This is a genomic window from Deferrisoma sp. (assembly GCF_054681715.1).
Window position 1 is genome coordinate 1 of the sequence record NZ_BAAHFQ010000033.1, and the last position, 20930, is coordinate 20930.

The window sequence follows — 20930 nt, forward strand, 5'->3', positions numbered from 1 at the left end:
ATCTTCCACCCCGGCGCCCTTCGCCGCCGCCAGGTTTGCCCTGGACGCAAATCCGCCGTCCGCCGCGGTCTGCTTCGGGGCTTCCCCGTAGATCTCCACGTGCCGCTCCACCATCGGCACGAACAGGTCCGAGTCGGCCGGTTTCCGCCCCGGTCTCCTTGGCCGCCTGCAGGATGCGCCGGTTGATCCTCCCCCAGGTCTCCTCTCGGATCGCCGAGATGTTCTCGTGCAGCGTCGAGGCACTGGGCGTCTGGTCCATGCGCATCCGGGTGAACGCCCGGAGCGTCTGGGAGTCGCCCAGATGGAATTCTAGTTCCTGGTAGGTGAACCCCTGGATCTGCTTCACCAGGCCGGACCGGAGTACCTGCTCGGCGGTCATGCCCTCCCGCCCTCGATCGGTTCGGCCCGCCCGAGCCAGATCCTCGTGCACCCAGTCGAGGATCTCCGGCGCGGCGTCCAGAATCCCGGAGATGGCCTCGAACTCCTTACTGATCCGGTGCTGCGAAGCCACCTGGAAGAGGTCGAGTTGCTGGTCTCGTTTTCGACGCATCCGCGCACCCCTTGGACAGGTATTCGTCAATTATATCAAATGGTTGCGCGGTGAATCGTAACAGATTTTCGTCCAAAAACCAATAACAGAGCTGGCGAAAATTCGTAAACTTTTCAAGTGGTTGCGGTTTCCGGACGGACACTAGCTAGAAAGCTGGGAAGCCAGGAAGCTGGGGGCCCGGTGGGTTTCCATGCCGGGATGCCCCCCGGATGCATCCGTGGGGGAGGCTCGAACTCCCGGGCCCCGTCCCTCTCCCCCAAGGGGGGAGAGGGACGGGGTGAGGGGGTCAGGCCTCGAACAGCGGGGTCGAGAGGTAGCGCTCGCCGCTGTCGGGGAGCACCACGACGATCAGCTTGCCCTCGTTCTCGGGCCGGGCGGCCACCTTGAGCGCCGCGGCCACGGCCGCCCCGCTCGAGATGCCCGAGATGATGCCCTCCTCCCGGGCGAGCCGCCGGGCCGTCTCGAAGGCCTCGTCGTCGGTCACCTGCACCACCTCGTCCACCACCGAAAGGTCCAGCACGTCGGGCTTGAACCCGGCGCCGATGCCCTGGATCTTGTGGGGGCCGGGCACGCCGCCCGAGAGCACGGGCGAGGCGGCCGGCTCCACGGCCACCGAGTGGATCGCCTTGCCCTTCTCCTGCTTGATGTACCGGCTCACGCCCGTGATCGTGCCCCCGGTGCCCACGCCGGAAACCAGGATGTCGATTTTGCCTTCCGTGTCGTTCCAGATCTCCGGGCCGGTGGTGCGGAAATGGATCTCAGGGTTGGCCGGGTTCTTGAACTGGTTGGGCATGAAATATTTCCCCGGCGCCGAGTCCACGATCTCCTGGGCCTTGTTGATTGCGCCCTTCATGCCCTCGGCACCCGGGGTCAGGATGAGTTCGGCCCCGAAGGCGGCGAGCATCTTCCGGCGCTCCAGGCTCATGGTCTCGGGCATGGTCAGGATGAGCCGGTAACCCCGGGCCGCGCACACGTAACCGAGCGCGATGCCGGTGTTCCCGCTGGTGGGCTCCACCACGGTGACGCCGGGCTTCAGGATGCCCTTCTTCTCGGCGTCCCAGATCATGGAGGCCCCGATCCGGCATTTGACCGAGTAGGCCGGGTTCCGGCCCTCCACCTTGCCCACCACCGTGGCCTTGAGCCCCTGGGTCAGGCGGTTCAGGCGGATGAGGGGGGTGTTCCCGATGCTCAGGCTGTTGTCTTCGTAGATGCGGGCCATCGGTTTCCTCCGGTCACGGGGGTCAAAAGGCGCCCGTAGGGTACCACCCGCCGGGCCTCGTGCAAGGCATCCTAGTGGACCACATCTATTTAGTCAAGAACTTTTTCGGTGAATCAGAAGAATATGTCTATTCGAGTCGGGTTTTCCCGGGTGACCCGGATCGCCGAACGGCCGGGCAGGGGGCATTTCGCCTCGCAGATCCCGCACCCGATGCACCGGTCCTCCACCACCCGGGGAAGCTTGACCCCGGGCCGGGCCGGGTCCGCCTCGAAGGCGATGGCCTTGGGCTGGGTGGGGCAGTGTTCCTCGCACACCAGGCAGTTGCGGCCGGCACGCCAGGGAAGGCACCGGTTCCGGTCGAACACGGCAAGCCCGATGACCCAACGCTCCTTCTCACCCTCGGCCAAGAACCCGATGGCCCCGGTGGGGCAGACCTGGCCGCACAGGCGGCAGTGGTATTCGCAGTAGCCCAACCGGGGAACGAGCCGGGGCGTCCAGATCCCACCCAACCCCGCCTCCAGAAACGCCGGGTGGAGCGCGTTGCGGGGGCATACCCGCATGCACGCCCCGCACCGGATGCAGCGCTTGCGGAACTCCTCCTCGGGCCTGGCCCCGGGGGGGCGGAGGAGATGGAGGCCGGGTTCGGCCTCGGCGGCCCGGACCCGGGGGAAGAGGCCCGCCACCACCCCGGCGCCGGCCGCCGCGAGCACCGCCCGGCGCACCGGCCGAACCGGGGCCGGCCGGGTGCCGGCCCCGAGGCCCGCGCCGCGGGCGCCCCGGGGGCAGGCCCGCTCGCAGGCGCCGCACTGGATGCAGGAGAGGGGATCGGCCGGGTCCGTCCGGGCCGCCCCGGTGGGACAGGCCCGCTCGCAGGCCGTGCAGGCGCCGCACTCCCCGGCCTTGCGCCGCCGCACCGGGCCCAGCCGGGCCAGGAGGCCCAGGCCGGCCCCCAGGGGGCAGAGGTGGGCGCACCAAAACCGGGGGGCCAGGAGCTCGAGGGCGAGCACGGCGGCGAAGACCGCCGCCGTGACCCCGGCCAGGAGGAAGGCGGGCCGGCCGAAGGCGAGCACCGGGTCCAGGATCCGGTAGGCCCGGTCGGCGGCGTCGGGGGAGGCGGCCGAGAGGAGCCCCAGGCCGGCCTTGAGGCCCGCGTCGGCCCACGGGTGGAGCGCGAGGGTGAGGGAGCGGAGCAGGAGGCTCAGGGGGTCGAACACCCCGAGGAGGGGCAGGCCGGCCAGCGCCGCGCCGAGGAGCCCGGCCAGGAGGCCGGGCGCGAGCGCCCGGGGCGGCCGGGCCCGGGCCCCGCGGCGGCCGGCCCCCCGCCGGAGCGCCGGCCCGGCGAGGTCGAGGGCGGTGCCCAGAGGGCACATCCATCCGCAGAAGAACCGCCCGAGGAGCACCGTGGCCCCGGCGAGCACAAAGGCCCCGAGCCAGAGCCAGGTCCAGGCCGCCGCGCCCACGGCGAACCCCTCGGCCACGAAGGCCAGGGGGTCGAGGCGAAACGCGAGATGGACGGGCCAGTCCAGGAGATCCCGCCCCCGGTAGGCGGTGCGGGCGAACAGGGCCAGGAACCCCAGGAACAGGAGGCCCTGGACCGTCCGGCGCGCCCCGGGCCTCACCGGATCGGCACCTTCCCCAGGTCGGCCGTGCCGAGGCCCCGTTCGTGGGCCCGCCGGATGTAGCCCACGCCCATCGGGTCCACCCCGAACTCCCGGGCGCCCCAGGCGTCGGCCGCCACCACGTCGGCCGTGGCCGCGAGCCGGTTGGCCACCCGCACCCCGGCGGTGCCGCCGCCCTGGGGGCCGTTGCGGGTGAGGATCCGGGTGGCGTCCACCACCACCAGGTGGGACCGGACGGCCAGGTTGAGGTCCACCAGGGCGTCGTCGATGTCCCAGTGGATCCGGCCCCGGTTGCCTCCCATGACCCCCATCAGGTTCTTCATGGCGAGGGTGACCCCGGTGAGGCCGTGGTGTTTCACCACCGGGCAGTTGATGAGCACGTCGGCCGCGAGCGCCGGCCGGTAGAGAGGCCACCGGGTGAGTTTCCGGGCGCCGGGGATCGCCACCACCTGGAACCCGTCGTCGCGCACGTGTTCCAGGCGCACCCCGTCGTCGCCCAGGGCTTCCAGGGCGGCCGCGACCCCGCTTCGCTCGTAACAGCGGCGGGCGTCGTTACAGGTGCGGTCGAACACCCGGACCTCCCGGGCCCCGGCGGCCCGGGCGAGCCGGGCGAGCTCGGCCACCACGGCCGGGTGGGTGTTGGCCGCCTCCTCCGGGGTCCGGTCCCAGCCCAGGTTGGGCTTGACCACGACCCGCTGGCCGGGTTGGACGAACGCCTCCATGCCCCCGAGCTTGGCGAGCGCGGCCCGCACCAGGGCGGCCGGGTCGTCGCCCTCGGCCACGGCCAGGGGCGCGGGGGCGGGCCGGGCCCGGGCGGGCCGGGGCCAGGGGAGGGCGAGCCAGGGGGCAAACGCGGCGGCCCGCAGGCCGAGCCCCAAGAGCCGCCGGCGGGTGAGCGGGCGAAGCGGGGTCAGATCAGCTTCTCCTTCCGGAGGAACTCCCGGGCCGCCCGCCGGGGATCGCCGTCGGCGGCGAGGGCGGCCAGGACCTCATCCGTCACCAGGTTCCGGGTCTTGGCGATGAGCCGCGGCAGGGCCGGGAATTTGCGCAGGATGTCCTTGCGGGCCACGGGCGCCGCGGGGCCGGCGTTTGCCTCTCCGTAGCCAAGGGGCGGGAGCCAGACCAGGTTCAGGCGCTCCAGGTACGTCTCCTTGGCCCGGTCGAACCGGGCGGCCGGGTCCTCGGGAACCGCGAGGCCGAGCCGCGCCAGGGCCTCGCCCGCCGCCTCCACCACGATGTCCACCTCGTGGCGGACCACCGCGTCGTGGGCCGCAGCCGGGTCGTCGTACTCCTGGATCTTCACCGTGGTGCCGGTGCGTTCGTTGATGAGGAGCGCGAGGATCTGGGCGACCACCCGCCCTTCCGGCCCGGCCACGGCCCCGATCACCAGGGTTTTGCCCACGCAGGCCCAGGTGCTCCCGGCCGTCAACACGAGCCCCAGCACGGCCGCCAGCATCGCCCTACGGTTCACGGTCGTCCCTCCTGCTCGGGTGCCAGGCGTTCGCGGTCCCTTCTCGTTTCGAGCCGTTCCAATTTACCACCCCCGCCGCTCCAGACACAAAAGCCCCCGCTCCCGGGTGCCCACGAACACGAACGCCCCGGCCGCGGCGGGGTCGGCCTGGGCCCCCTCCCCCGCGGGCCAGGCGTCGAGTTCGGTACCGGTGAGGCGGTCGAAAAGGTACGCCCAGCCCCCGAGGGACACCACGGCCAGGTCCCGGTCCCCCAGGGGCAGGGGGCGCGTGCGCACCCCCCCGGCCAGGGCGGCCGTCCAGCGGGGTTCCCCGGTGGCGAGGTCGAGGGCGTGGAGCCGCCCGGCGTCGTCCCCCTGGAACACGAGGCCGTCGGCCGTGGCCGCCCCCGCGTACCAGGCGGGGGCCCCCAGGTCCGCGGTCCACCGGGGCCGGCCCGTGGCGAGGTCCAGGGCGTGGAGCCGGCCGGCGCGGTCGGCGGCCACGGCGAGCCCGTTCGCCGCGGCCACCCCCGAAAGGAGGGGGGCCCCGGCCCCGTAGCGCCACCGGAGCGCTCCCGTGGCGGGGTCGAGGGCGTAGAGCCCGCCGTCCTGGCACGGGGCCAGGAGGAGCCCCCCGGCCAGGGTCAGGGGCGCCCGGAACGGGTCCCCGGCCTGGAACGCCCAAAGGGGCTCGAGGGCTCCGCCGGCGGTCTCGAAGGCCCGGATCCGGCCGTCCCACCCCGCGGCGAACAGGCGGGTGCCCCCGAACACCGGGGCCGACTGGCGGTGGTCGTCGTGGGGGGAGGGGGCCGACGCGGCCCGGTCGAGCACCCGGAGGTCCGGCCGGGAGAGGAGGTAGAGCCCCCGGTCCCAGGCCCACGCGGCCGCCACCCCCGGCCCCAGGGCCGGGGCCGCGTCCACGATGTCGGGGAGCCGGGCCACGGCCCGCACCGCGCCGTCGAAGGTGCCCAGCCGGGCCACCCGGCCGGCCCAGGACGCGGCGTACACCCCCTCGTCGGCCGGCCGGGCCGGGGCGTCCACGAACCCGCCCAGGTCGGCGGCCCAGCGCTCGTCCCACCCGGCCCAGCCCGCGGGCCCGGCCCAGGGGACGGGCGCGGGGGGGGCCTCCACGGTCACGGCCGGGTTGTCGGCCGGGGGCGTCGGGGGCCCGTCTCCCCCCCAGTCGTTCCCCGGGGCGCGCACCGTGCCGGCGAAAAAGTCCCCGGGCCGCAGGTCCGCCCGGTTCGCCCGGAACCGGTTTCGGGTGAACACGCTTCCCCCGTCGGCCTCGAACAGAAACAGGGCCTTCCCGTTGTGGTGGAACCGGTTGGTCTCGACCCGGTTCCGGCAGCGGTGGGCGTTGTAGGCCTTTCCGGGGTTTGCGTAGAAGAGGTTGCGCTCCACGAGGAGCTCGGAGTTCCCGAGCCGGGTGCCGTCCACATTGCGCCGGAACACCGAGTTGCGCACCTCCCCCCGGGAGAAATGGGCGTGGAGCCCCCGGGTGCTCCCCTCGACGATGCAGCGCTCAAGCCGGATCCGGCCGAAGTCCACCCGGATCTCCCCCCACCGTCCCGGCGTGGCCGGCCCTTCGGCCGCCGTGAACACGATCGGGCGCTCCGCGGTGCCCACCGCCTCCAGGTCCCCCTCGATCCGGATCGAGGCGTCCCCCCACCCGTCGCCGTCGTCGTCGCGGAACGCGAACCGCACCCGGGTGCCCGGCTCCACGACGAGCCGAGTGCCCCGGGGGAGCACCACGTCGTCCGCGACGTGCACCTCCCCGCTCCAGCGCACCACCCGGTCGGGGGCGGGCCGGGGCCCGGCGCAGCCCAGGGCCGCGAGCAGGACGGCCGCGGCGAGCGCGCGCCTCATCGGGGCACCACCACCAGGAGGTCCCGGAGGTGCCCCCCGGGCTCCAGGTCGATCCGGGCGCCCCGGGGGCCCCGGTAGAACCCGATCCGCTCGTCGAGCGCCGGGGGCCCGCCGAGCTGCTGCCGGGCCCCGAGGTAGGCCGGCCCGAACCACCGGGCCTCGATCCGAAACGCCCCGTCGGGGCCGGTGGGTTCCGAGAAGGCGTCGGGCCGGTCGAGCATCTCCGGGCGCCGGTAGAGGCAGGCCCGGAGCCCCGGCACCGGCCGGCCCTGGGGGTCCACGATCCGGCCCTCGACCACGGCGGTCGCCCCGCGAAACCGGGCCATGCGCTCGGCGGAGGGCAGTTCCACGGTCTCGATGTCCACCCCGATCCGTTCGCCGCGGCGAAGCCGGAGGGGCAACTCCGGGACCACCCCGAACCGGTCGCCGGGGTGGAGCCGGCCCCGGGACCCGGGCAGCCGGGCCCGGGCCGCCAGGTAGTAGGTGCCCGGGGGCAGGGGAAGGGCGAAGCGGCCGTCGGGGCCGGTGGGCTCCGACACGGCGTACCCGGGCCCCCGAAGCCCCCCGACGAGGTCGAGGTAGGCGAACACCCGGGCCCCCGCGACCGGGGTTCCCTCGGCCAGCACCCGGCCCTCCACCCCCTCGGACCCCGGCGCGGCGGGGCGGCGCCGCAGGGGATGGGCGGGCACCAGCGGCAGGTTGAGCCCGTCGAGCCGGGTCACGAGCAGCACCGGGTTCCGGCCGAAATAGCCGTGGAGCCCCGGGGCCTCGGCGAGCACGAGGTACGCCCCGGGCGGGAGGGCGGCGCGGAACACCCCGGCCTCGCCCGAGGTCACCTCGGCCGCCGGCTCCGGGAGCCGGGTCGGGTCCTCGGGCACCGGCAGGAACCGCACCGTGGCGCCGGCGAACCCCTTGGCCCGCAGGGACACGCGGCCCTCCACCCGGCCGGCGGGCCCCGGCTCCGGGCGGGTCGGTGGCCCGGCACAGGCGGCGACGAGCGCGAGGAGGGCGAGCAGGAGCGCCGAGGGCAAGGCCCGCATCACGATCCGGCGAGCCCCCACCGCAGGAGCCCCAGCACGGCCGCGCCGGACAGCCCCAGGGCCAGGTACACACCCACGACCCGGGGCCGAAACATGGCCGCCAGCGCCGCCGAGGCCGGGATGCTGGTGACCGGGCCGGCCAGGAGAAACGCGAGATCGGGGCCGGCCCCCAGGCCCTTCGCCTGGAGCCCGGCGAGCACGGGCACCACCGGCACCTGGTGGAGCGGGAGGGGAAGGGCCACGGCCGTGGCCGCGAGAACCCCCAGGGGTCCCCCCTGGCCGCCGAGCCACACGAGCCACCGGGTGGGCACCAGCACCTGGATCACGGCCTCCAGCACGATGGCCACCCCGACCCAGAGGAACACGAAGGAGCCCACGTCCCAGAACCGGTCGAGGAAGAACCGCAGCCGGCTCTCCCGGGGCACCACGGTCATGGTGCGGACCCGGAACCCGTTGGCGCAGGCGATCTCGTAGGCCGGCGCCAGTTCCCCCTCGGCCGTGTACACGGGCTGCATCCGCAGGAGGTTTCCAGCCAGGAACCCGCTGCGCTCCAGGGCCCAGGTGCCGAACCCGGCCGCGAGCCCCAGGAACACCGCCCCGCCGAACTTCCACCAGGCGAGCGCCGGCCCGACCCCGCCCCAGGTCAGGGCGAAGGAGGCCGGGTCCATGACGGGGCTCGTGATGAGGAGGGCCATGAGCGGCGGCAGGGGCACCCCGGACAGGGCCATGGGGATCACCACCGGCAGGATCCCGCAGGAGCACAGGGGGCTCAGGGTGCCCACGGCCGTGGCGACCAGGATGCCCCAGGCCCCCGCCCGGCCCACGTAGGCCCGGACTTTGCGGTCCCACTGGTAGGTCTTGATGACGGCGGCCACGACGACCCCGAGCAGGGTGAACCACCCCATGCGCCAGGCCTCCCCCGCGGCCACCTTCCCGATCTCGAGGAGCGCGCTCATCCGATCCGCTCCACCCGGAGGATCTCGTCCGGGGAACACCGCTCCAGCGCCCGGAGGATCGCCTCGTCCCGGCCGGCCTCGAGCCAGGCCCGGCCCCGGGCCAGGGCCTCCTCGGTGAGCTCGGCCGCCACCCGCAGCGGCTCCCCCTCGAGCCCGAGCTCCAGGCGGTGGCGGCCCTGGGGGACCACCTCGAGGTTCCCGTTCCCCAGGGTGCAGCCGGTGGTCACCTGCACCCCGTCCAGGGCGCAGGTGCGGTGGAGGTACCGGCCCCGGCGTTTGCGGTCCGGCGGGGGGGCCAGAGCCTCGACCGCGGCGAGCCCGAGCCGGGCCCCCAAAATGGACATGGGGCAGCGGTGGCCGTGGAGCCGGGCCAAGAGATCGAAAAGCTCGGGGGAGGCGTCAGAACGCATAGTGGTGCGGGCAGTCCTTCCGGAAGATGTCCCAGTAGGTCTCGGTCATGTCCGGGGTGAGCCAGGGGGTGATCTTTTCGAGGGCCGCCTCGAAGTCGGCCCGGGTCACCTCGTCGCGGCCGGCCTTGGCCGCTTCGAGGGCCGCCCGCTTGCACAGGCTCTCGACGTCCCAGCCCACGTACCCCTCGGTGCGCCGGGCCAGATCCTCCGGGTCCACGTCGGCCGCCAGGTGGGGGATCTTCCGCAGGTAAATCTCGAGCATGGCCCGGCGGTCCGAGGCCCGGGGCGGGGGCACGAACACCTTGCGATTGAACCGGCGCTTCTCCTTGATCAGCGCCTGGTCCACGGTGTCGATCCGGTAGCAGGAGCCCATGAGGGCCACCCCGGGCACGGTGAGGATCCGGTCCACCTCCTCGATGAACCGCCGGGTGAGATCCGGGTCCGCGAAGGTGGGCGGCACCCCCCGGAAGTTTCCGGGGCCCCACTCGTAGGAGCACCCCGCCCGGGGCGCGAGCCACTCGCAGTCGCTCACGAACAGCACGCAGGGGGCCTCGTGGGCCGCGTCATCGAACGCCCGGTGGATCTCGTCGGGCTTCCCCAGCATCTCCTGGCCCGAGACGTACACGAAGCTCGCCCCGGCCGCCCGGGCCGCGGCCTCGGCGAGCATGGTGATCCCCACCCCCAGGGGGCCCCACAGCATGACCCCGGCCGGGGGCTCGAGGCCGAGGCGCCGGAGCCGCTCGGGGTCCCGCAGGGGCAGGCACACCATCTCCTCCAGGGTTTCCTTCACCTCGGGGAACCCGCCGATGTCGTCCCAGGTCAGCCGGGGCTCCCGGACCTCGTAGAACACGCGATCGAGCTTTCGGTGCATCGTTCCTGCCTTGACAGTGGTGGGGGCGTTCCGTACGGTTCCGGGGTGTCGCCTTTTTCCCGGAGGTGCCCCATGGGTTTCGGTTCCGACGATACGTTCTCCCGGCTGGCCGGGTTGGCCGACGGGCTGCTGAGTCTGTTCGAGGACGGCCCCTCCGGCGGGGCCGCCGGGCCCGGGCGCACCCACTGGACCCCGCCGGTGGACGTGTACGACACCGGGGAGGCCTTCGTCATGGTGGCCGAGGTGCCGGGGCTTGAGCAAGAGGCCATACGGGCGGAGGTCCAGGGCGGGACCCTCGTGCTCCTGGGGGAACGGCCGCTGGTACGGCCCGCCGAGGGCCGAAGTTACCACCGCATCGAGCGGCCGGGCGGCTCCTTCCGCCGGGTGTTCCGGCTGCCCGACGACGTGGACCCGGACGCCATCCGGGCGGTGTACCGGGACGGGATCCTGGAGGTCACGATTCCCCGGGCGCGCCGGGGGACCCCGGTGCGGGTCGAGGTGGAGGACTGACCGCCGGTTCCGCCACGAAGCGCTGGAGGAACTGGGTGCGGTTCTCCACCCCCAGTTTGCGAAACGCCGACCGCAGTTGGGACTTCACCGTGTGGGGGCTGACGCACAGGTGGTCGGCGAGCTCCCGGTTCCCCAGCCCCGTGCGGTAGAGGGCCTCCACCACCACCCGCTCCCGCTCCGTCAGGCCGTGGCGCCCGGCGATCTCGTGCCAGTTCGGGGGACCCGGGGGGAGCGGTTTCGCGAGCGCCTCGGCGAGCCGTTCCAGGAACGTCTCCACCTCGAAGGGCTTCTGTAGGAAATCCACCGCACCCTTGCGCAGGCAGTCGATGGCCGCCTGGAGCGTGGCGTAGCCCGTGATCACCACCACCCGGGTGCGCACCCCCCGCTCCACGATCCGGTCCATGAGCTCCGCGCCCCCCATGCCCGGCATGCGAAGGTCCGTCACCACCACGTCGTAGGGGCGCGTGGCCAGCCGGTCCCAGGCGCCGGCGCCCGAGAGCGCCGTGTCCACCTCGTACCCTTCCCGGCGGGCCGCCCGGGCCAGGGTCTCCACCAGGTCGGCCTCGTCGTCCACGATGAGGATTCGGGGCATCGGGGTTGCCATCTCGGTCCGTCCGCGCCGCCCCGGGTCAGTCCCCGCCCGACTCCCAGGGGTGGTGGAACTTGGCCCGAACCTTGTCGTGGGGCGGGCCCGGCGATTTGTGGCACACGAAGCACTGGATCCCGGTTTCGGTGTCGCCCACCAGCTCCGGCGGCGCCTGGGCCGCGAACACCTCGAGCCGCTTGGCCGGGACCTTCGCGTGGTACGGGATCTCCCGCACCTCCCGCAGCACGACGTCCCGGTCCTCCGGGATCCCGCCCTCGCGCCCGAGTTGCACCGGCGCGAGGGTCACCTCCCAGTCCCCGGCGATCTTCGCCCGGTGGCACTGGTCGCACCCGCCCGGGGGGGGAATGTCCTTTTTCAGGTGCCCGATCACGCATCCCGCGAGCACCGCCGCCACCCACCCGATCCACCCGAGTCTCATCCGTGCCGTCTCCCTCGCTGCCACGTGCCGCGCCGGCGCGCACCCCACGGTCGTTCCCGGCGGCCGACCACCGGGGTACAGCCTACTTCCGAGGCGGTGGGGAGTCAAAAGGGGAGGGCTAAAGGAGGCCGCCGCGCCGGCCGATAGGAAGCCCCGGACGAAGCATCCCCCCGGTGACCCCCGTGGCGTGCCCGGGGGCGGCGTCCGGGGGCCATCACTCATCGCCCAAGGAGGACGACATGGCGGACGGCGCGGTTTCCCAGGCCCGGCCCCGGAGGCGGATCCTTCTCATCGAGCGGGCCTTTCAGATCCGGTTCATCGCCAAGATGACGGCGGTGGTGGTGCTCGGCACCGCGCTTACCGGCGGGCTCCTCTACGTGCTGGCGAACCAGGAGTTCGGCCGGGCGTTCTACAGCGCCCACTACCAGGCCCGGTCGAGCTGGGAGCTCCTGCTGCCGGCCGTGCTGGTGTCGTCGTTCGTCTCCATGGCGCTCGTGGCGGCGGCCGCCACCTTCCTGACCCTCTACTCGAGCCACAAGATCGGGGGACCCCTGTACCGGTTCCGGGCGAACCTCCAGGCCATCGGCGACGGGGACCTGACCCTGGTGACCCGGCTCCGGGAGGGGGACGAACTCCAGGGATTCACCGAGGCCATGAACGAGATGACCCAACGGCTCCGGGAGAAGGTGCGCGAGGCCCGGGATGCGGCCGAGGACGTGCGGGTGGCCCTGGCCGAGGCGAAGGGGGTGGCGGAAGCAGGAGGAGCCCTGACCCTCGAGAAGATCCGCCCCCTGGAAGAGGCCGCCGAGCGGCTCCACCGGGCGCTGGGGCGGTTCCGGGTGTAGCCGTGACGCGACCGCTGGCCTCGGCGATCGTGGCGCTCGGGCTGGCCCTGGCCTGGGCCGGCCCGGCGGGCGCGGGCGAAGGGCCCCACGCCCTCCTGGCCGATCGGGACCGGTGCGGCCACTGCCACGAGGGCGTCCCGAGGCCCGGCGACCGCGGACCGCACCGGTTCAAGAAGGATATCGTGAGCCTGTGCCTCGAGTGCCACCGGGACAAGGACCTCTCGTCGCTCCACCCCGTGGACATCCGGCCCGGTTCGCGGATCCCGGCGGACCTGCCCCTGGACGAGCACGGCACCCTCACCTGCGCCACCTGCCACGACCCCCACGCCCCCGCCGAGGCCGACGAGCCCTACGTGGCCGAGCCCATCGCCCGACGGCTCCTTTCGGTGCTCAAGGGGAAAAAGCGCCACCGCACCTATTTCCTGCGCCGCCGGAACGACGAGGGCCAGCTGTGCCTGGGCTGCCACGACCGCTCCAAGATGGCCGCCGAGCCGTTTCACGCCCAGGAGGCGAGCGTGCTCTCCGAATATGCGGGGTCGGAGGCCTGCCGGGAGTGCCATCGGGGGATCTACGACGCGTGGAAACTCACCCCCCATGCCCGCATGGCCCGGGACGCCCGCAAGGAACCCCGGGCGGTGCTCGGGGACTTCTCGGCCGACCCCCCGTTCCCGAAGGACCAGATCGTGTACGCCCTGGGATCCCACTGGACCCAGCGCTACGTCGTGGAGAAGAACGGGAAGCTCTACGTGAAGGCGGCCATCTGGGGCGTCGTCCAGAAGCAGTGGGACCGGTCGTACTGGGTCGACAAGCCCTGGATCCCCTACTGCGCCGGGTGCCACACCACCGGGTTCGAGCCCGGTGAGCCGGCCCGGTGGGCCGAGCTCGGGATCGGGTGCGAGGCCTGCCACGGCCCGGCCCGGGCGCACGCCACCTCGGCCGGAGAGGGCCCGGTGGTGAACCCGGCCAAGCTCGAGCCGGTGCGGCGCCAGATGATCTGCGAGGCCTGCCACACCACGGGCCACGACCGCACGGGCCAGTTCCGGTTCCCGGTGGGGTACCTGCCCGGCCGCGACCTCACCCGGTACTACAAGGGGCTCCTGCCCAAGCCCGGGCAGGACAACACCACCTTTGCCGGCGACGAATCGTACGAGGACCGCCACCGGCAGTGGGAGTTCTGGGTGGAGCATTTCATGGACGCCCGGGGGCTCACCTGCGACATCTGCAAGAACTTCCGAAGCCAACTCGAGAAGACCGACAAGCCCCGGATGACCCCGTCGGAGTACTGCCTCACGTGTCATGCCGACACCTGGCGGCGCACCCCGGAGCACGAACGACATCTGGCGGGGGGCGTCCATTGCCACGAGTGCCATGATCCGCTGCGCACGGCGGAGGGGAACGCGTACAGCATCCACGACCACAAGTTCTTGTTCCTGGAGCCCGGCGCCCCGCCGGTGGGCTCGCCGCAGGAGGCCTGCCGGCGGTGCCACGGCCCGGGACCCGAGGCCCGGAAAAGGGAGTAGCCGCACGAGGTCCGGCTTGCGGCCCCCCAGGGGCCGCCGTAAAGTCAGGTGCGCGCAATCAGAAGGCAACCCATCTCACCGAGGGAGGAACCACGATGCGGAAGCTCATGGCGGCCATCTTGACGGCAGCGTTTCTGGCCGGCGGCGCGCCGGCCTGGTCCCTGTGCCTGGACGAGGGCCAGAAGGCCCCGGATTTCACCATCGAGGACATCAACGGGAACCCCGTGACCCTCTCGTCCTTCCAGGGCAAGGTTGTGCTCATGGCCTTCTGGGCCTCGTGGTGCCCCCGGTGCATGGAGGAGCTCGCGTTCCTCCAGGGCCTCTACACGGGCAACGAGGACCAAATGGTGATCCTGGCCATCAACCAGGAGACCCAGAACCTGTCGGCGAGCCACGTCGCGAAGCTCAAAGAGGAGATCGAGACGCTCGGGATCACCTTCCCGGTGCTCCTCGACAAGAACCTGGACGTCTGGAAGCTCTACTGCATCAACGCCCTGCCCACCAGCGTGATCCTCGACCGGGAGGGGAACGTCCGGTTCGCCGAGCCCAACTACTACTGGGCGAGCCAGAAGAAGATCCGAAAGGTCCTCGCGGACCTGGGGGTGGCGAAGTGAGACGGGGACTCGCCCTCCTGGTGGTCCTGGCGGCCGCCGTCGCCGGGGCCTCCACCGGCCCCACGTTCCGGCTCCTGGACCCCGGGGAGGCCGTGGCGCCGTTTTCCCTGCGCGATCTGGAAGGCCGGGAGCACCGGGTCGCCGCGGCGGACGGGGCCCCCGAGCTCCTGTTCTTCTGGAGCGTGTACTGCCCCAACTGCAAGGAGGCGATGCCGGGGCTCGTGGACCTCGTGAACCGATGGGGCGAAAAGGGGCTTCGGGTGTGGGCCGTGAACGTGGACGGCGAGCGGTTCTCCAACGGGGTCCGGGCCTACGTGCGCGACATGGAACTTCCGTTCCCGGTGGTGTACGATCGCCTCGAAGGCGAGACCCTGGTCGCGGCCGACCCCCTGGGGGTCCGGCGGACTCCCACCCTGTACCTCCTGGACGGGTCGGGCAAGGTGGTGGAGCGCCAGGTGATCGAGGTGGACTACGACCTCCTGGAACGGGACCTTGCACGCATCCTCCCTCCCTGAGCCCCTCCGGCGCTCCCGGTTCTGGATGGCCCCCATGGCGGGGGTCACCGACCCGGCGTTCCGCCGCCGTCTCCGGCGGGCGGGATGCCGGTACCTCTTCACCGAGATGGTGTCTGCGGCCGCCCTGGCCCGGGAGAATCGCCGCACCCTGGCCTACCTCCGGCCCTCGGACCGCGGCCCGGACCTGGCCGTGCAGGTGTTCGGCAGCCGCCCCGACGAACTGGCCGAGGCGGCCCGGGCCGCGGCAGATGCCGGCTTCTCCCACCTCGATCTCAACATGGGGTGCCCGGTGCGAAAGGTGGTCCGTTCCGGGGCCGGGGCCGCCCTGATGCGGGATCCGAGCCTGGCGGCCGCCTGCGTGCGGGCCCTGCGGCGGGCGTTCCCCGGGACCCTTTCGGTCAAGATCCGGTCCGGGTGGGACGCCGGAACCCGAAACGCCGCAGAGATCTCGGCCCTGGCCGAGGCCGAGGGGGCCGACCTGGTGATCGTCCACCCCCGCACCCGGGCCCAGGGGTACGCCGGCCAGGCGGACTGGTCGGTGGTGGGGGAGGTGGCGGCCCGGGTGGGGGTGCCGGTGGTGGGGAACGGGGACATCTCGTCGGGGGAGGAGGCGGTGCGGCGGCTTCGGGAGTTCGGCTGCGCCGGGGTCATGATCGGCCGGGCGGCCCTGGGCGCCCCTTGGATGTTCGCCGAGGCCGAGGCCCTCTACCGGGGCGAACCGGTTCCGGCCGCCCCCGGTCCGGAGGAGCGGGGGCGGGATCTTCTCCTCCATCTGGGGGATCTCGTGGAGGAGAAGGGCGAGCGGGTGGCCGTGGCCGAGATGCGAAAGTTCGCGGCCTGGGCGGCCCGGGGGCTCCCCGGGGCCACGGCGTTTCGCCGGAGGGTGCAGGAGGCCCGGGGCCGAGAAGCCATGGAGGAGGAGATCCGGTCGTTTTTCGGGGTGCCCCCCGGTTCCGAGAAGGAGGCGGCGTGATGGCGGAGTCCGGCGCGGTCCTGGTGGTGAGCCCCTCCGACTGGCTGGGACGGCGGGTGGAGAAGGCCCTGGGCCGTTCCGGGCCCACGGTGGCCTGGGTGCCCGACCCGAAGGCGTTGGGCCGGTACCGCCGCCAGCGGCCCTTCAACGTCTGTTTTGTGGACGCCCGAACGACCGCCGGGTGCGAGGCCTGGCCCGCGAGGTGCCGGAAGGCGCGTCCCCTCGAGCGGTTTGTGTGGGTCCTGGACCCGTGGCAGGCGGTCAACGGCTCGGGGAACGCGTACGGATATCTGCGGGAACCGTTCGGCTCGGCCGAGGTCCGGGCCTGGCTCGCCCGCGCCCTGGAGGAGGAGCGCCTGGCCAAGGGAGACCGCTCCCTCGAAGACCACCTCTACGCCCGGTTCCAGGAATTCCTGCGGGAGCTGGGCACGAGCCCCGGGGTGAGCCTCCACGACCTGGTCTGGGAGCAGATGGAGCGCCCACTCATCGCCTCGGTCCTGGAATGGACCGAGGGCAACCAGACCCGGGCGGCCCGGCTCCTGGGGATCCACCGCAACACCTTGCGGGCGAAGATCCGCCGGTTCGGGATCGACCCGGCGGCGTGCAAAAAGGGCTGAGGGTCGCCGGCAAAACGGAGTCGCCGGCGTCGTGACCTTGGGGGGACGATCGCGTGTGCCCCGAAGAATTGGACCACGGAGGGCACGGAGTTCACGGAGGGGCGGTGAGAAAGGGGCGGCCCGCGCCGGTTCGGGCGCGACCGCCCCGGCCTCCCGATCTCCGAGCCTCCCGGCTTTCCAGCCTTCCAGCCTCCCAGCTTCCTAGCCTTCTAGCTTCCCCGCCGCCTCACCGTTTCGCCGTGATCCCCTTTCGCAGGAAGTGGGGCTCGTCCGAGGCGTGGGGGTCGTGGCACGCGGAGCACGGCTTCGCCTCGGGGGCGTGGGGCTCCACCTCGTGACACTCCGTGCAGAGCTCCGCCTGGGGCGCCGCCAGCACCCCCGGGAAGAACCCCACGTGGGGGTCGTGGCAGGCGAAACACCCTTCCTCCAGGGCCGGATGGATCTCCCCCCCGTTCTCCCGCGGGTCGTCGTGGCACTCCAGGCACAGTTCGGGCGGCCCCGACGCCAGCAGCTTCTCCCGGGCCCCGCCGTGGGGCCCGTGGCACCCGGTGCAGCCGTCCTCCAGGGCCGGGTGCAGGGCCCGATCCCCCGCTGCCCGGGGCACCTCGTGGCAGTCGGCGCAGAGGTCCGGCTGGGTCTTCACGAGCCGCCGATCCCGGGGCGTGTGGGGATCGTGGCAGGTGGGGCACCCCTCGTCCAGGGCCTCGTGCCGCACCGGATCGCTTCCCACCTCGTCGTGGCAGTCCCTGCAGTTCTCCGAGAAGTCCCCCCGGGCGAGCACCCGGTCCAGGTCGCCGTGGGGGTCGTGGCACTGGGTGCAGTCCTCGAGATCCTCGCCGTGTCCCTGGGTCACCTCGTCCTCGTGGCACTGCCCGCACAGCTTTCCGAGCGGTTTTCTTAGGAGGGCGTTTCCACCGCTGTGGGGGTCGTGGCAGGTGGCGCAGGCGTGATCCTCGGCCACGGGCGGATGCAGGCGGTCGGCCGGCACCTCGGCCCCCTCGTCGTGGCAGGTGGCGCAGACCTGGGACACCGTTCCCTTGAGCTGGTTGGGATACCCCGAAAAGTGCGGGTCGTGGCAGGCGGCGCAGCTTCCTTCCTCGAACGCGGGGTGGATCCCCTCCATCGTGCCCCGATCCCCGTGGCACCGGGCGCAGAGTTTCTGGGTGTCGGCGAGAAGAAGCTGTGCGTTCCCGGCCCCGTGGGGGTCATGGCATTTGCCGCACCGGGCCCCGGCCGAGCGGAAATGGCGGTCGCCCAGCGGGTCGTCCTTGAAGTCGGGGTTCTGGGGCTCCACGACGTGGCAGGTGATGCACACGTCCGGGAACCCGCCCCCCTTGAGGGCGAGGTCCGAGAGGTGGCAGTCGCTGCACCGCACGATCGTGCCGGCATGGACCCGAAGGGGCCGGAACCCGTCCGGCGGGTTGAGCCCCTCGGCCGGCCGAAACACCTCCCGCACCGTCCCTTCGACCTCGATGCGGTTCGGCCCGGGCGCCAGGGCGATGGCCGCGAAGAACCGTCCCTTGGGCAGTTTGTCGGCCTCCACGGTGCGGCTCGCTCCGCCCGCCTCCACGGTGATCGTCACGGGCTTGCCCTCCTGGGCCCGGCCGAGCACGAGCACGCTCTTGCCCTCCACCACGACCTTGTCGGGCGGTTGCAGGAGTTCGGCGGCGCCGGCCGTGCCGGCGGCGAGGAGGAGGACGGCGGCGAGGAGTGTTCGGATCATCGGGATGCACCTTCCGGCTCGGGATTTCCCCCGGAAAACGCCTCTTGCATCGGCAGGGGGCCCCGGCGTCTTGAGGTGCCGGGTCCGGGGGAGGCGGAAGGGTACGAAAGAAACCCCTTGCGGCGCAAATGAAAATCCGGTCGTCCGGCGGGGAAGGCCCTGCGGCGCCCGGAGATGCGCCTACCCTTTGCGAAAAAGGGCCCCGGTGAGGACGAGCAGCGAGACGACCGTGGACGCCTCCATCGCCCAAAACCCCCCGAGCTTGAGCCAAGCAAAGCCGGGGTGGAGGTAGCGCACGAGCCAGCCCGCGGCGAGGTCGGCCGTGAGGGCCAGGCCGAGTCCGGAAAGGAGCGCGGTGCGAACGGCCCGGGGCAGCCGGGCGTGCAGGAGGAGGTGGGCCACCACCACGTAGAAAAACCCGAACGCGAACAGGTGAAAATGGGTCACCTCCAGGAGCCCCTGGAAGCTCCGGGGGTTCAGGAACCGCTCGGGATCGCCCCGGTAATACCGGGCCACCGAGGCCGGGGTCCACCCCAGCTTGGTGAGGAACAGGATCGCGCCGGTGGCCGCGTGGAGAAGGAGGTAGGCGTAGAACCCGGCGAGCACCGCCCGGCCGCTTCGGCCCCCGAGGGGCCCCCGCACCATGACCCGCACGGCCTACGTCTCCGAACCCAACAGCCGGGCCAGGGCGAGCACCCGGCGCACCTGCCGGGTCACGGCCTGGGCCGAGAGCGTGGCGCCCGTGATCCCCTGGATCCCGCCGCCCACCCGCAGATCCGGGTCCAGGCCCCGGCCCCTGAACTGGGCGAGCCAGCGCTCGGGCGGCAGATACTCCTCGGGTTCGAAAAACGCGAGCACCCGCACCGACCGCACCCGGAGATCGGGCCCCAGGACCACGAGCAGGGTCTGGGGCAGAGTGCGCACCGTGGCCGCCTCGATCGCGGCATAGCCCAACGGCTTTCCTTCCCTCAGTCCCACGTAGAAGGTGTACACCCGGCCCTCCAGCCTGGCCCCGGACAGGGTTTCGACCTCCCGGGCCTGGGTCTCGGTGAGGTAGAGGGTCCGGGTGTCCACCCGGTCCGCCCCGGGGAAGGCGAGCCGCAGGGCTTCTTCCTTCGTGTGGTAGGTGCCCGCCCAGGCTGCGTGGGCCCATGCCACAAGGGCCGCGGCGAGAATCGCGCGAATCATGGCGTCCTCCCGGAAAAAAAGAGGGGCGGGGCCGGTGCCAGCGGCCCCGCCCTGGGGATGGGGAGGTAGTTCCGACGCTGGGTTTCCGTCGGAGGAGGAATGGGCGTTGGGCTAGAAGATGAACCCGATGCCCAGGTTCACCTCGTCCGCCTTCTGGTTGGCGTCGTCGTCGGGCCGGAAGTTCCGGTAGGCGGCCTTCAGGACCACGTTGGGGATGGGTTTGTAGCTCACCCCGGCGACCCAGAGGTCGTAGTCCTGGTCGGTCCCGGCCGCCACCCCGGTACCCCGGGCCTGGTCGAACCGGATCGACTCGTAGCGCACGAACGGGGCCAGATAGTGGGTGGTGCCGGTCCACAGGAGGGGCAGCACGTCGTAGGCGGCCTCGGCGTACCAGCCGGTCACGGCCTCGGCCACCTCGGCGCCCTTGTCGGCGCTCAGGGCCTCGGCGTCGTCCACCGACACCCGGCTCACCAGGGCCTTGAGCTCGAGCCCCCGGTACTTCCACTGGCCGTGGGCCTCGTAGATCCGGGTGCGCACGCTTCGCTCCTCGCCCGCGAAGGTCTGGTTCTGGCCCGCGTCGCCCAGGTAGGCGCTCGCGCCCAGGGTGAGCCCCAACACGGGCTCCCAGTCGAGCCGGGCCACCGCGGCCCAGTCGTCGGCCTTGGCCTTCGAGCCGGCCTGCCGGCCACCCTTGATCCCGACGTTCGAGAACCCCTTCGCGTCGAGGCCGTTGACGAAGTAAAGCTTGTAGTCGAGCCCCTCGGCGAGGGTGCCGAAGAGCCCCGCGCCCACGTCGTACCAGGTGCTCGGGATCACCACCTTCTCGACCTCGGGCCGCTGCACCCCGTGGAACAGGGTGGGCTCGTGGAGTTCGTTGGTGATGCCCAGGGGAATCAGCACCTGCCCGAACCGTAGGTTCGCCGCCGGGTGAAGCAGGAAATCCAGGGTAGCGAGCTCCACCGCCACGTACCCGTTCTTGTTGGTTTTGGCGTGCTCGATCTCGATCTCGCTGTTGAACACGATCCGGTCCGTGAACTTGTACCCGGTGTAGAGGATCAGGCGGTACTGGTCGGCCTGATCGTGCTTGCCCTCCCGGTCGGACACCAGGGCGCTGTAGAACGCCTCGCCGTAGCCCCCGATGCTCAGGCCTTTGGCGAGCCCGTAGACCTTGGATGCCGCAGGGCCCATGCCGTAGCGGCTCTCATAGGCGGCCTCCTCCGAGACCGCGAGCTCGTTCTTGAGTTTTTGGATCTCCTCCGAGAGAAGGTCGATCCGCCGCTCGAGTTCCTGGTTGGTGGCCCCCAGGGCGGGGCCGGCCACCAGCCCCGCCAGGGCCGCGGCCGCAAAAAGGGTGTGTCGGACCATCGAGGTCTTCCTCCTTGTCGTTGCTCTTCGTGTTGTGGGGAACCTGCCGCC

Annotated in this window: 22 protein-coding genes and 2 pseudogenes; 7 read left to right on the forward strand and 17 right to left on the reverse strand. The window is 72.3% G+C overall.

Annotated elements, in window-relative coordinates; all coding sequences use genetic code 11:
- The 11 genes and pseudogenes from ACY0I8_RS07075 to ACY0I8_RS07125 all read right to left on the reverse strand — a co-directional run.
- Positions 1-141, reverse strand: a pseudogene (locus ACY0I8_RS07075) (ISNCY family transposase); the annotation flags it as partial.
- A 112-nt stretch (positions 142-253) separates the two neighbouring features.
- A pseudogene (locus tag ACY0I8_RS07080) lies at positions 254-550 on the reverse strand (ISNCY family transposase); the annotation flags it as partial.
- A gap of 286 nt (positions 551-836) precedes the next feature.
- Entirely contained in the window at positions 837-1769 is a 933-nt protein-coding gene (gene cysK, locus ACY0I8_RS07085) for a cysteine synthase A (protein ID WP_459941109.1), read from the reverse strand.
- A gap of 113 nt (positions 1770-1882) precedes the next feature.
- Positions 1883-3388 carry a 4Fe-4S binding protein gene (locus tag ACY0I8_RS07090; RefSeq protein WP_461394196.1) on the reverse strand — a complete coding sequence of 502 codons (1506 nt, stop codon included), beginning with the start codon at positions 3386-3388 and terminating at the stop codon, positions 1883-1885.
- Positions 3385-4266 (reverse strand): DUF362 domain-containing protein, encoded by an 882-nt coding sequence (locus ACY0I8_RS07095; protein ID WP_461394197.1) that lies wholly within the window; start codon positions 4264-4266, stop codon positions 3385-3387. Before ACY0I8_RS07095 ends, ACY0I8_RS07090 begins: the two co-directional genes overlap by 4 nt.
- Before the next feature lie 32 nt (positions 4267-4298).
- The gene (locus ACY0I8_RS07100; protein WP_461394198.1) at positions 4299-4859 is read right to left on the reverse strand and encodes a glycine betaine ABC transporter substrate-binding protein; all 561 of its coding nucleotides are present in this window, start codon (positions 4857-4859) and stop codon (positions 4299-4301) included.
- 63 nt (positions 4860-4922) lie between these two features.
- Positions 4923-6707, reverse strand: a complete 1785-nt coding sequence (locus ACY0I8_RS07105; protein ID WP_461394199.1) for an outer membrane protein assembly factor BamB family protein — start codon at positions 6705-6707, stop codon at positions 4923-4925.
- A complete protein-coding gene (locus ACY0I8_RS07110; protein ID WP_459941114.1) occupies positions 6704-7747 on the reverse strand; it encodes a carboxypeptidase-like regulatory domain-containing protein in 1044 nt (347 codons plus the stop codon). The genes ACY0I8_RS07105 and ACY0I8_RS07110 overlap by 4 nt, the downstream gene beginning before the upstream one ends.
- Positions 7747-8703: a permease gene (locus ACY0I8_RS07115; RefSeq protein WP_461394200.1), complete on the reverse strand. Its 957-nt coding sequence runs from the start codon at positions 8701-8703 to the stop codon at positions 7747-7749. The genes ACY0I8_RS07110 and ACY0I8_RS07115 overlap by 1 nt, the downstream gene beginning before the upstream one ends.
- Positions 8700-9113, reverse strand: coding sequence for an FmdE family protein (locus tag ACY0I8_RS07120; RefSeq protein ID WP_461394201.1), 414 nt, complete (start codon positions 9111-9113; stop codon positions 8700-8702). Before ACY0I8_RS07120 ends, ACY0I8_RS07115 begins: the two co-directional genes overlap by 4 nt.
- The gene (locus ACY0I8_RS07125; protein WP_461394202.1) at positions 9103-9984 is read right to left on the reverse strand and encodes an AAA family ATPase; all 882 of its coding nucleotides are present in this window, start codon (positions 9982-9984) and stop codon (positions 9103-9105) included. The genes ACY0I8_RS07120 and ACY0I8_RS07125 overlap by 11 nt, the downstream gene beginning before the upstream one ends.
- Positions 9985-10056: 72 nt before the next feature.
- On the opposite strand from ACY0I8_RS07125, the gene ACY0I8_RS07130 reads away from it, so the two are divergent.
- Complete coding sequence (locus ACY0I8_RS07130) at positions 10057-10494, forward strand: Hsp20/alpha crystallin family protein (protein WP_461394203.1); 438 nt, start codon at positions 10057-10059, stop codon at positions 10492-10494.
- Here ACY0I8_RS07130 and ACY0I8_RS07135 read toward each other — a convergent pair.
- Both ACY0I8_RS07135 and ACY0I8_RS07140 read right to left on the reverse strand, forming a co-directional pair.
- Positions 10439-11086 carry a helix-turn-helix domain-containing protein gene (locus ACY0I8_RS07135; RefSeq protein ID WP_461394204.1) on the reverse strand — a complete coding sequence of 216 codons (648 nt, stop codon included), beginning with the start codon at positions 11084-11086 and terminating at the stop codon, positions 10439-10441. The two genes, ACY0I8_RS07130 and ACY0I8_RS07135, sit on opposite strands and share 56 nt — an antisense overlap.
- Positions 11087-11123: 37 nt before the next feature.
- Positions 11124-11519 (reverse strand): hypothetical protein, encoded by a 396-nt coding sequence (locus tag ACY0I8_RS07140; RefSeq protein ID WP_461394205.1) that lies wholly within the window; start codon positions 11517-11519, stop codon positions 11124-11126.
- Positions 11520-11758: 239 nt separating this feature from the next.
- Here ACY0I8_RS07140 and ACY0I8_RS07145 point away from each other — a divergent pair, with 239 nt between their 5' ends.
- The 6 genes from ACY0I8_RS07145 (at position 11759) to ACY0I8_RS07170 (ending at position 16603) form a co-directional block, all read left to right on the forward strand.
- Positions 11759-12364 (forward strand): hypothetical protein, encoded by a 606-nt coding sequence (locus ACY0I8_RS07145; protein WP_461394206.1) that lies wholly within the window; start codon positions 11759-11761, stop codon positions 12362-12364.
- Between the two features lie 2 nt (positions 12365-12366).
- Positions 12367-13884: a multiheme c-type cytochrome gene (locus ACY0I8_RS07150; RefSeq protein ID WP_461394207.1), complete on the forward strand. Its 1518-nt coding sequence runs from the start codon at positions 12367-12369 to the stop codon at positions 13882-13884.
- Between the two features lie 95 nt (positions 13885-13979).
- Positions 13980-14498 (forward strand): peroxiredoxin family protein, encoded by a 519-nt coding sequence (locus ACY0I8_RS07155; protein ID WP_461394208.1) that lies wholly within the window; start codon positions 13980-13982, stop codon positions 14496-14498.
- Positions 14495-15013, forward strand: a complete 519-nt coding sequence (locus ACY0I8_RS07160) for a TlpA family protein disulfide reductase (RefSeq protein WP_461394209.1) — start codon at positions 14495-14497, stop codon at positions 15011-15013. Before ACY0I8_RS07155 ends, ACY0I8_RS07160 begins: the two co-directional genes overlap by 4 nt.
- A 34-nt stretch (positions 15014-15047) precedes the next feature.
- Positions 15048-15986, forward strand: a complete 939-nt coding sequence (locus ACY0I8_RS07165) for a tRNA dihydrouridine synthase (RefSeq protein ID WP_461394210.1) — start codon at positions 15048-15050, stop codon at positions 15984-15986.
- On the forward strand, positions 15986-16603 hold the full coding sequence (locus ACY0I8_RS07170) for a helix-turn-helix domain-containing protein (RefSeq protein WP_461394211.1): 618 nt from the start codon (positions 15986-15988) through the stop codon (positions 16601-16603). Before ACY0I8_RS07165 ends, ACY0I8_RS07170 begins: the two co-directional genes overlap by 1 nt.
- A gap of 226 nt (positions 16604-16829) precedes the next feature.
- Here the strand turns inward: ACY0I8_RS07170 and ACY0I8_RS07175 are convergent, their stop codons facing one another.
- The 4 genes from ACY0I8_RS07175 to ACY0I8_RS07190 all read right to left on the reverse strand — a co-directional run bounded on the left by ACY0I8_RS07175 (position 16830) and on the right by ACY0I8_RS07190 (position 20879).
- Positions 16830-18326, reverse strand: coding sequence for a cytochrome c3 family protein (locus ACY0I8_RS07175; RefSeq protein ID WP_461394212.1), 1497 nt, complete (start codon positions 18324-18326; stop codon positions 16830-16832).
- Positions 18327-18506: 180 nt separating this feature from the next.
- A complete protein-coding gene (locus ACY0I8_RS07180; RefSeq protein WP_461394213.1) occupies positions 18507-18980 on the reverse strand; it encodes a hypothetical protein in 474 nt (157 codons plus the stop codon).
- A 3-nt stretch (positions 18981-18983) separates the two neighbouring features.
- Positions 18984-19514 (reverse strand): FMN-binding protein, encoded by a 531-nt coding sequence (locus ACY0I8_RS07185; protein WP_461394214.1) that lies wholly within the window; start codon positions 19512-19514, stop codon positions 18984-18986.
- Between the two features lie 111 nt (positions 19515-19625).
- On the reverse strand, positions 19626-20879 hold the full coding sequence (locus tag ACY0I8_RS07190; protein WP_461394215.1) for a hypothetical protein: 1254 nt from the start codon (positions 20877-20879) through the stop codon (positions 19626-19628).
- Between the last annotated feature and the right edge of the window lie 51 nt (positions 20880-20930).

What these genes read in the sequence shown, in the direction of transcription:
- ACY0I8_RS07130 (WP_461394203.1), top strand. Translation starts at nt 10,057, where the DNA reads ATGGGTTTCGGTTCCGACGATACGTTCTCCCGGCTGGCCGGGTTGGCC.
- ACY0I8_RS07120 (WP_461394201.1), bottom strand. Translation starts at nt 9,113, where the DNA reads ATGCGTTCTGACGCCTCCCCCGAGCTTTTCGATCTCTTGGCCCGGCTC.
- ACY0I8_RS07110 (WP_459941114.1), bottom strand. Translation starts at nt 7,747, where the DNA reads ATGCGGGCCTTGCCCTCGGCGCTCCTGCTCGCCCTCCTCGCGCTCGTC.
- ACY0I8_RS07170 (WP_461394211.1), top strand. Translation starts at nt 15,986, where the DNA reads ATGGCGGAGTCCGGCGCGGTCCTGGTGGTGAGCCCCTCCGACTGGCTG.
- ACY0I8_RS07185 (WP_461394214.1), bottom strand. Translation starts at nt 19,514, where the DNA reads ATGATTCGCGCGATTCTCGCCGCGGCCCTTGTGGCATGGGCCCACGCA.
- ACY0I8_RS07155 (WP_461394208.1), top strand. Translation starts at nt 13,980, where the DNA reads ATGCGGAAGCTCATGGCGGCCATCTTGACGGCAGCGTTTCTGGCCGGC.
- ACY0I8_RS07135 (WP_461394204.1), bottom strand. Translation starts at nt 11,086, where the DNA reads ATGCCCCGAATCCTCATCGTGGACGACGAGGCCGACCTGGTGGAGACC.
- ACY0I8_RS07125 (WP_461394202.1), bottom strand. Translation starts at nt 9,984, where the DNA reads ATGCACCGAAAGCTCGATCGCGTGTTCTACGAGGTCCGGGAGCCCCGG.
- ACY0I8_RS07140 (WP_461394205.1), bottom strand. Translation starts at nt 11,519, where the DNA reads ATGAGACTCGGGTGGATCGGGTGGGTGGCGGCGGTGCTCGCGGGATGC.
- ACY0I8_RS07175 (WP_461394212.1), bottom strand. Translation starts at nt 18,326, where the DNA reads ATGATCCGAACACTCCTCGCCGCCGTCCTCCTCCTCGCCGCCGGCACG.
- ACY0I8_RS07145 (WP_461394206.1), top strand. Translation starts at nt 11,759, where the DNA reads ATGGCGGACGGCGCGGTTTCCCAGGCCCGGCCCCGGAGGCGGATCCTT.
- cysK (WP_459941109.1), bottom strand. Translation starts at nt 1,769, where the DNA reads ATGGCCCGCATCTACGAAGACAACAGCCTGAGCATCGGGAACACCCCC.
- ACY0I8_RS07190 (WP_461394215.1), bottom strand. Translation starts at nt 20,879, where the DNA reads ATGGTCCGACACACCCTTTTTGCGGCCGCGGCCCTGGCGGGGCTGGTG.
- ACY0I8_RS07115 (WP_461394200.1), bottom strand. Translation starts at nt 8,703, where the DNA reads ATGAGCGCGCTCCTCGAGATCGGGAAGGTGGCCGCGGGGGAGGCCTGG.
- ACY0I8_RS07165 (WP_461394210.1), top strand. Translation starts at nt 15,048, where the DNA reads ATGGCGGGGGTCACCGACCCGGCGTTCCGCCGCCGTCTCCGGCGGGCG.
- ACY0I8_RS07105 (WP_461394199.1), bottom strand. Translation starts at nt 6,707, where the DNA reads ATGAGGCGCGCGCTCGCCGCGGCCGTCCTGCTCGCGGCCCTGGGCTGC.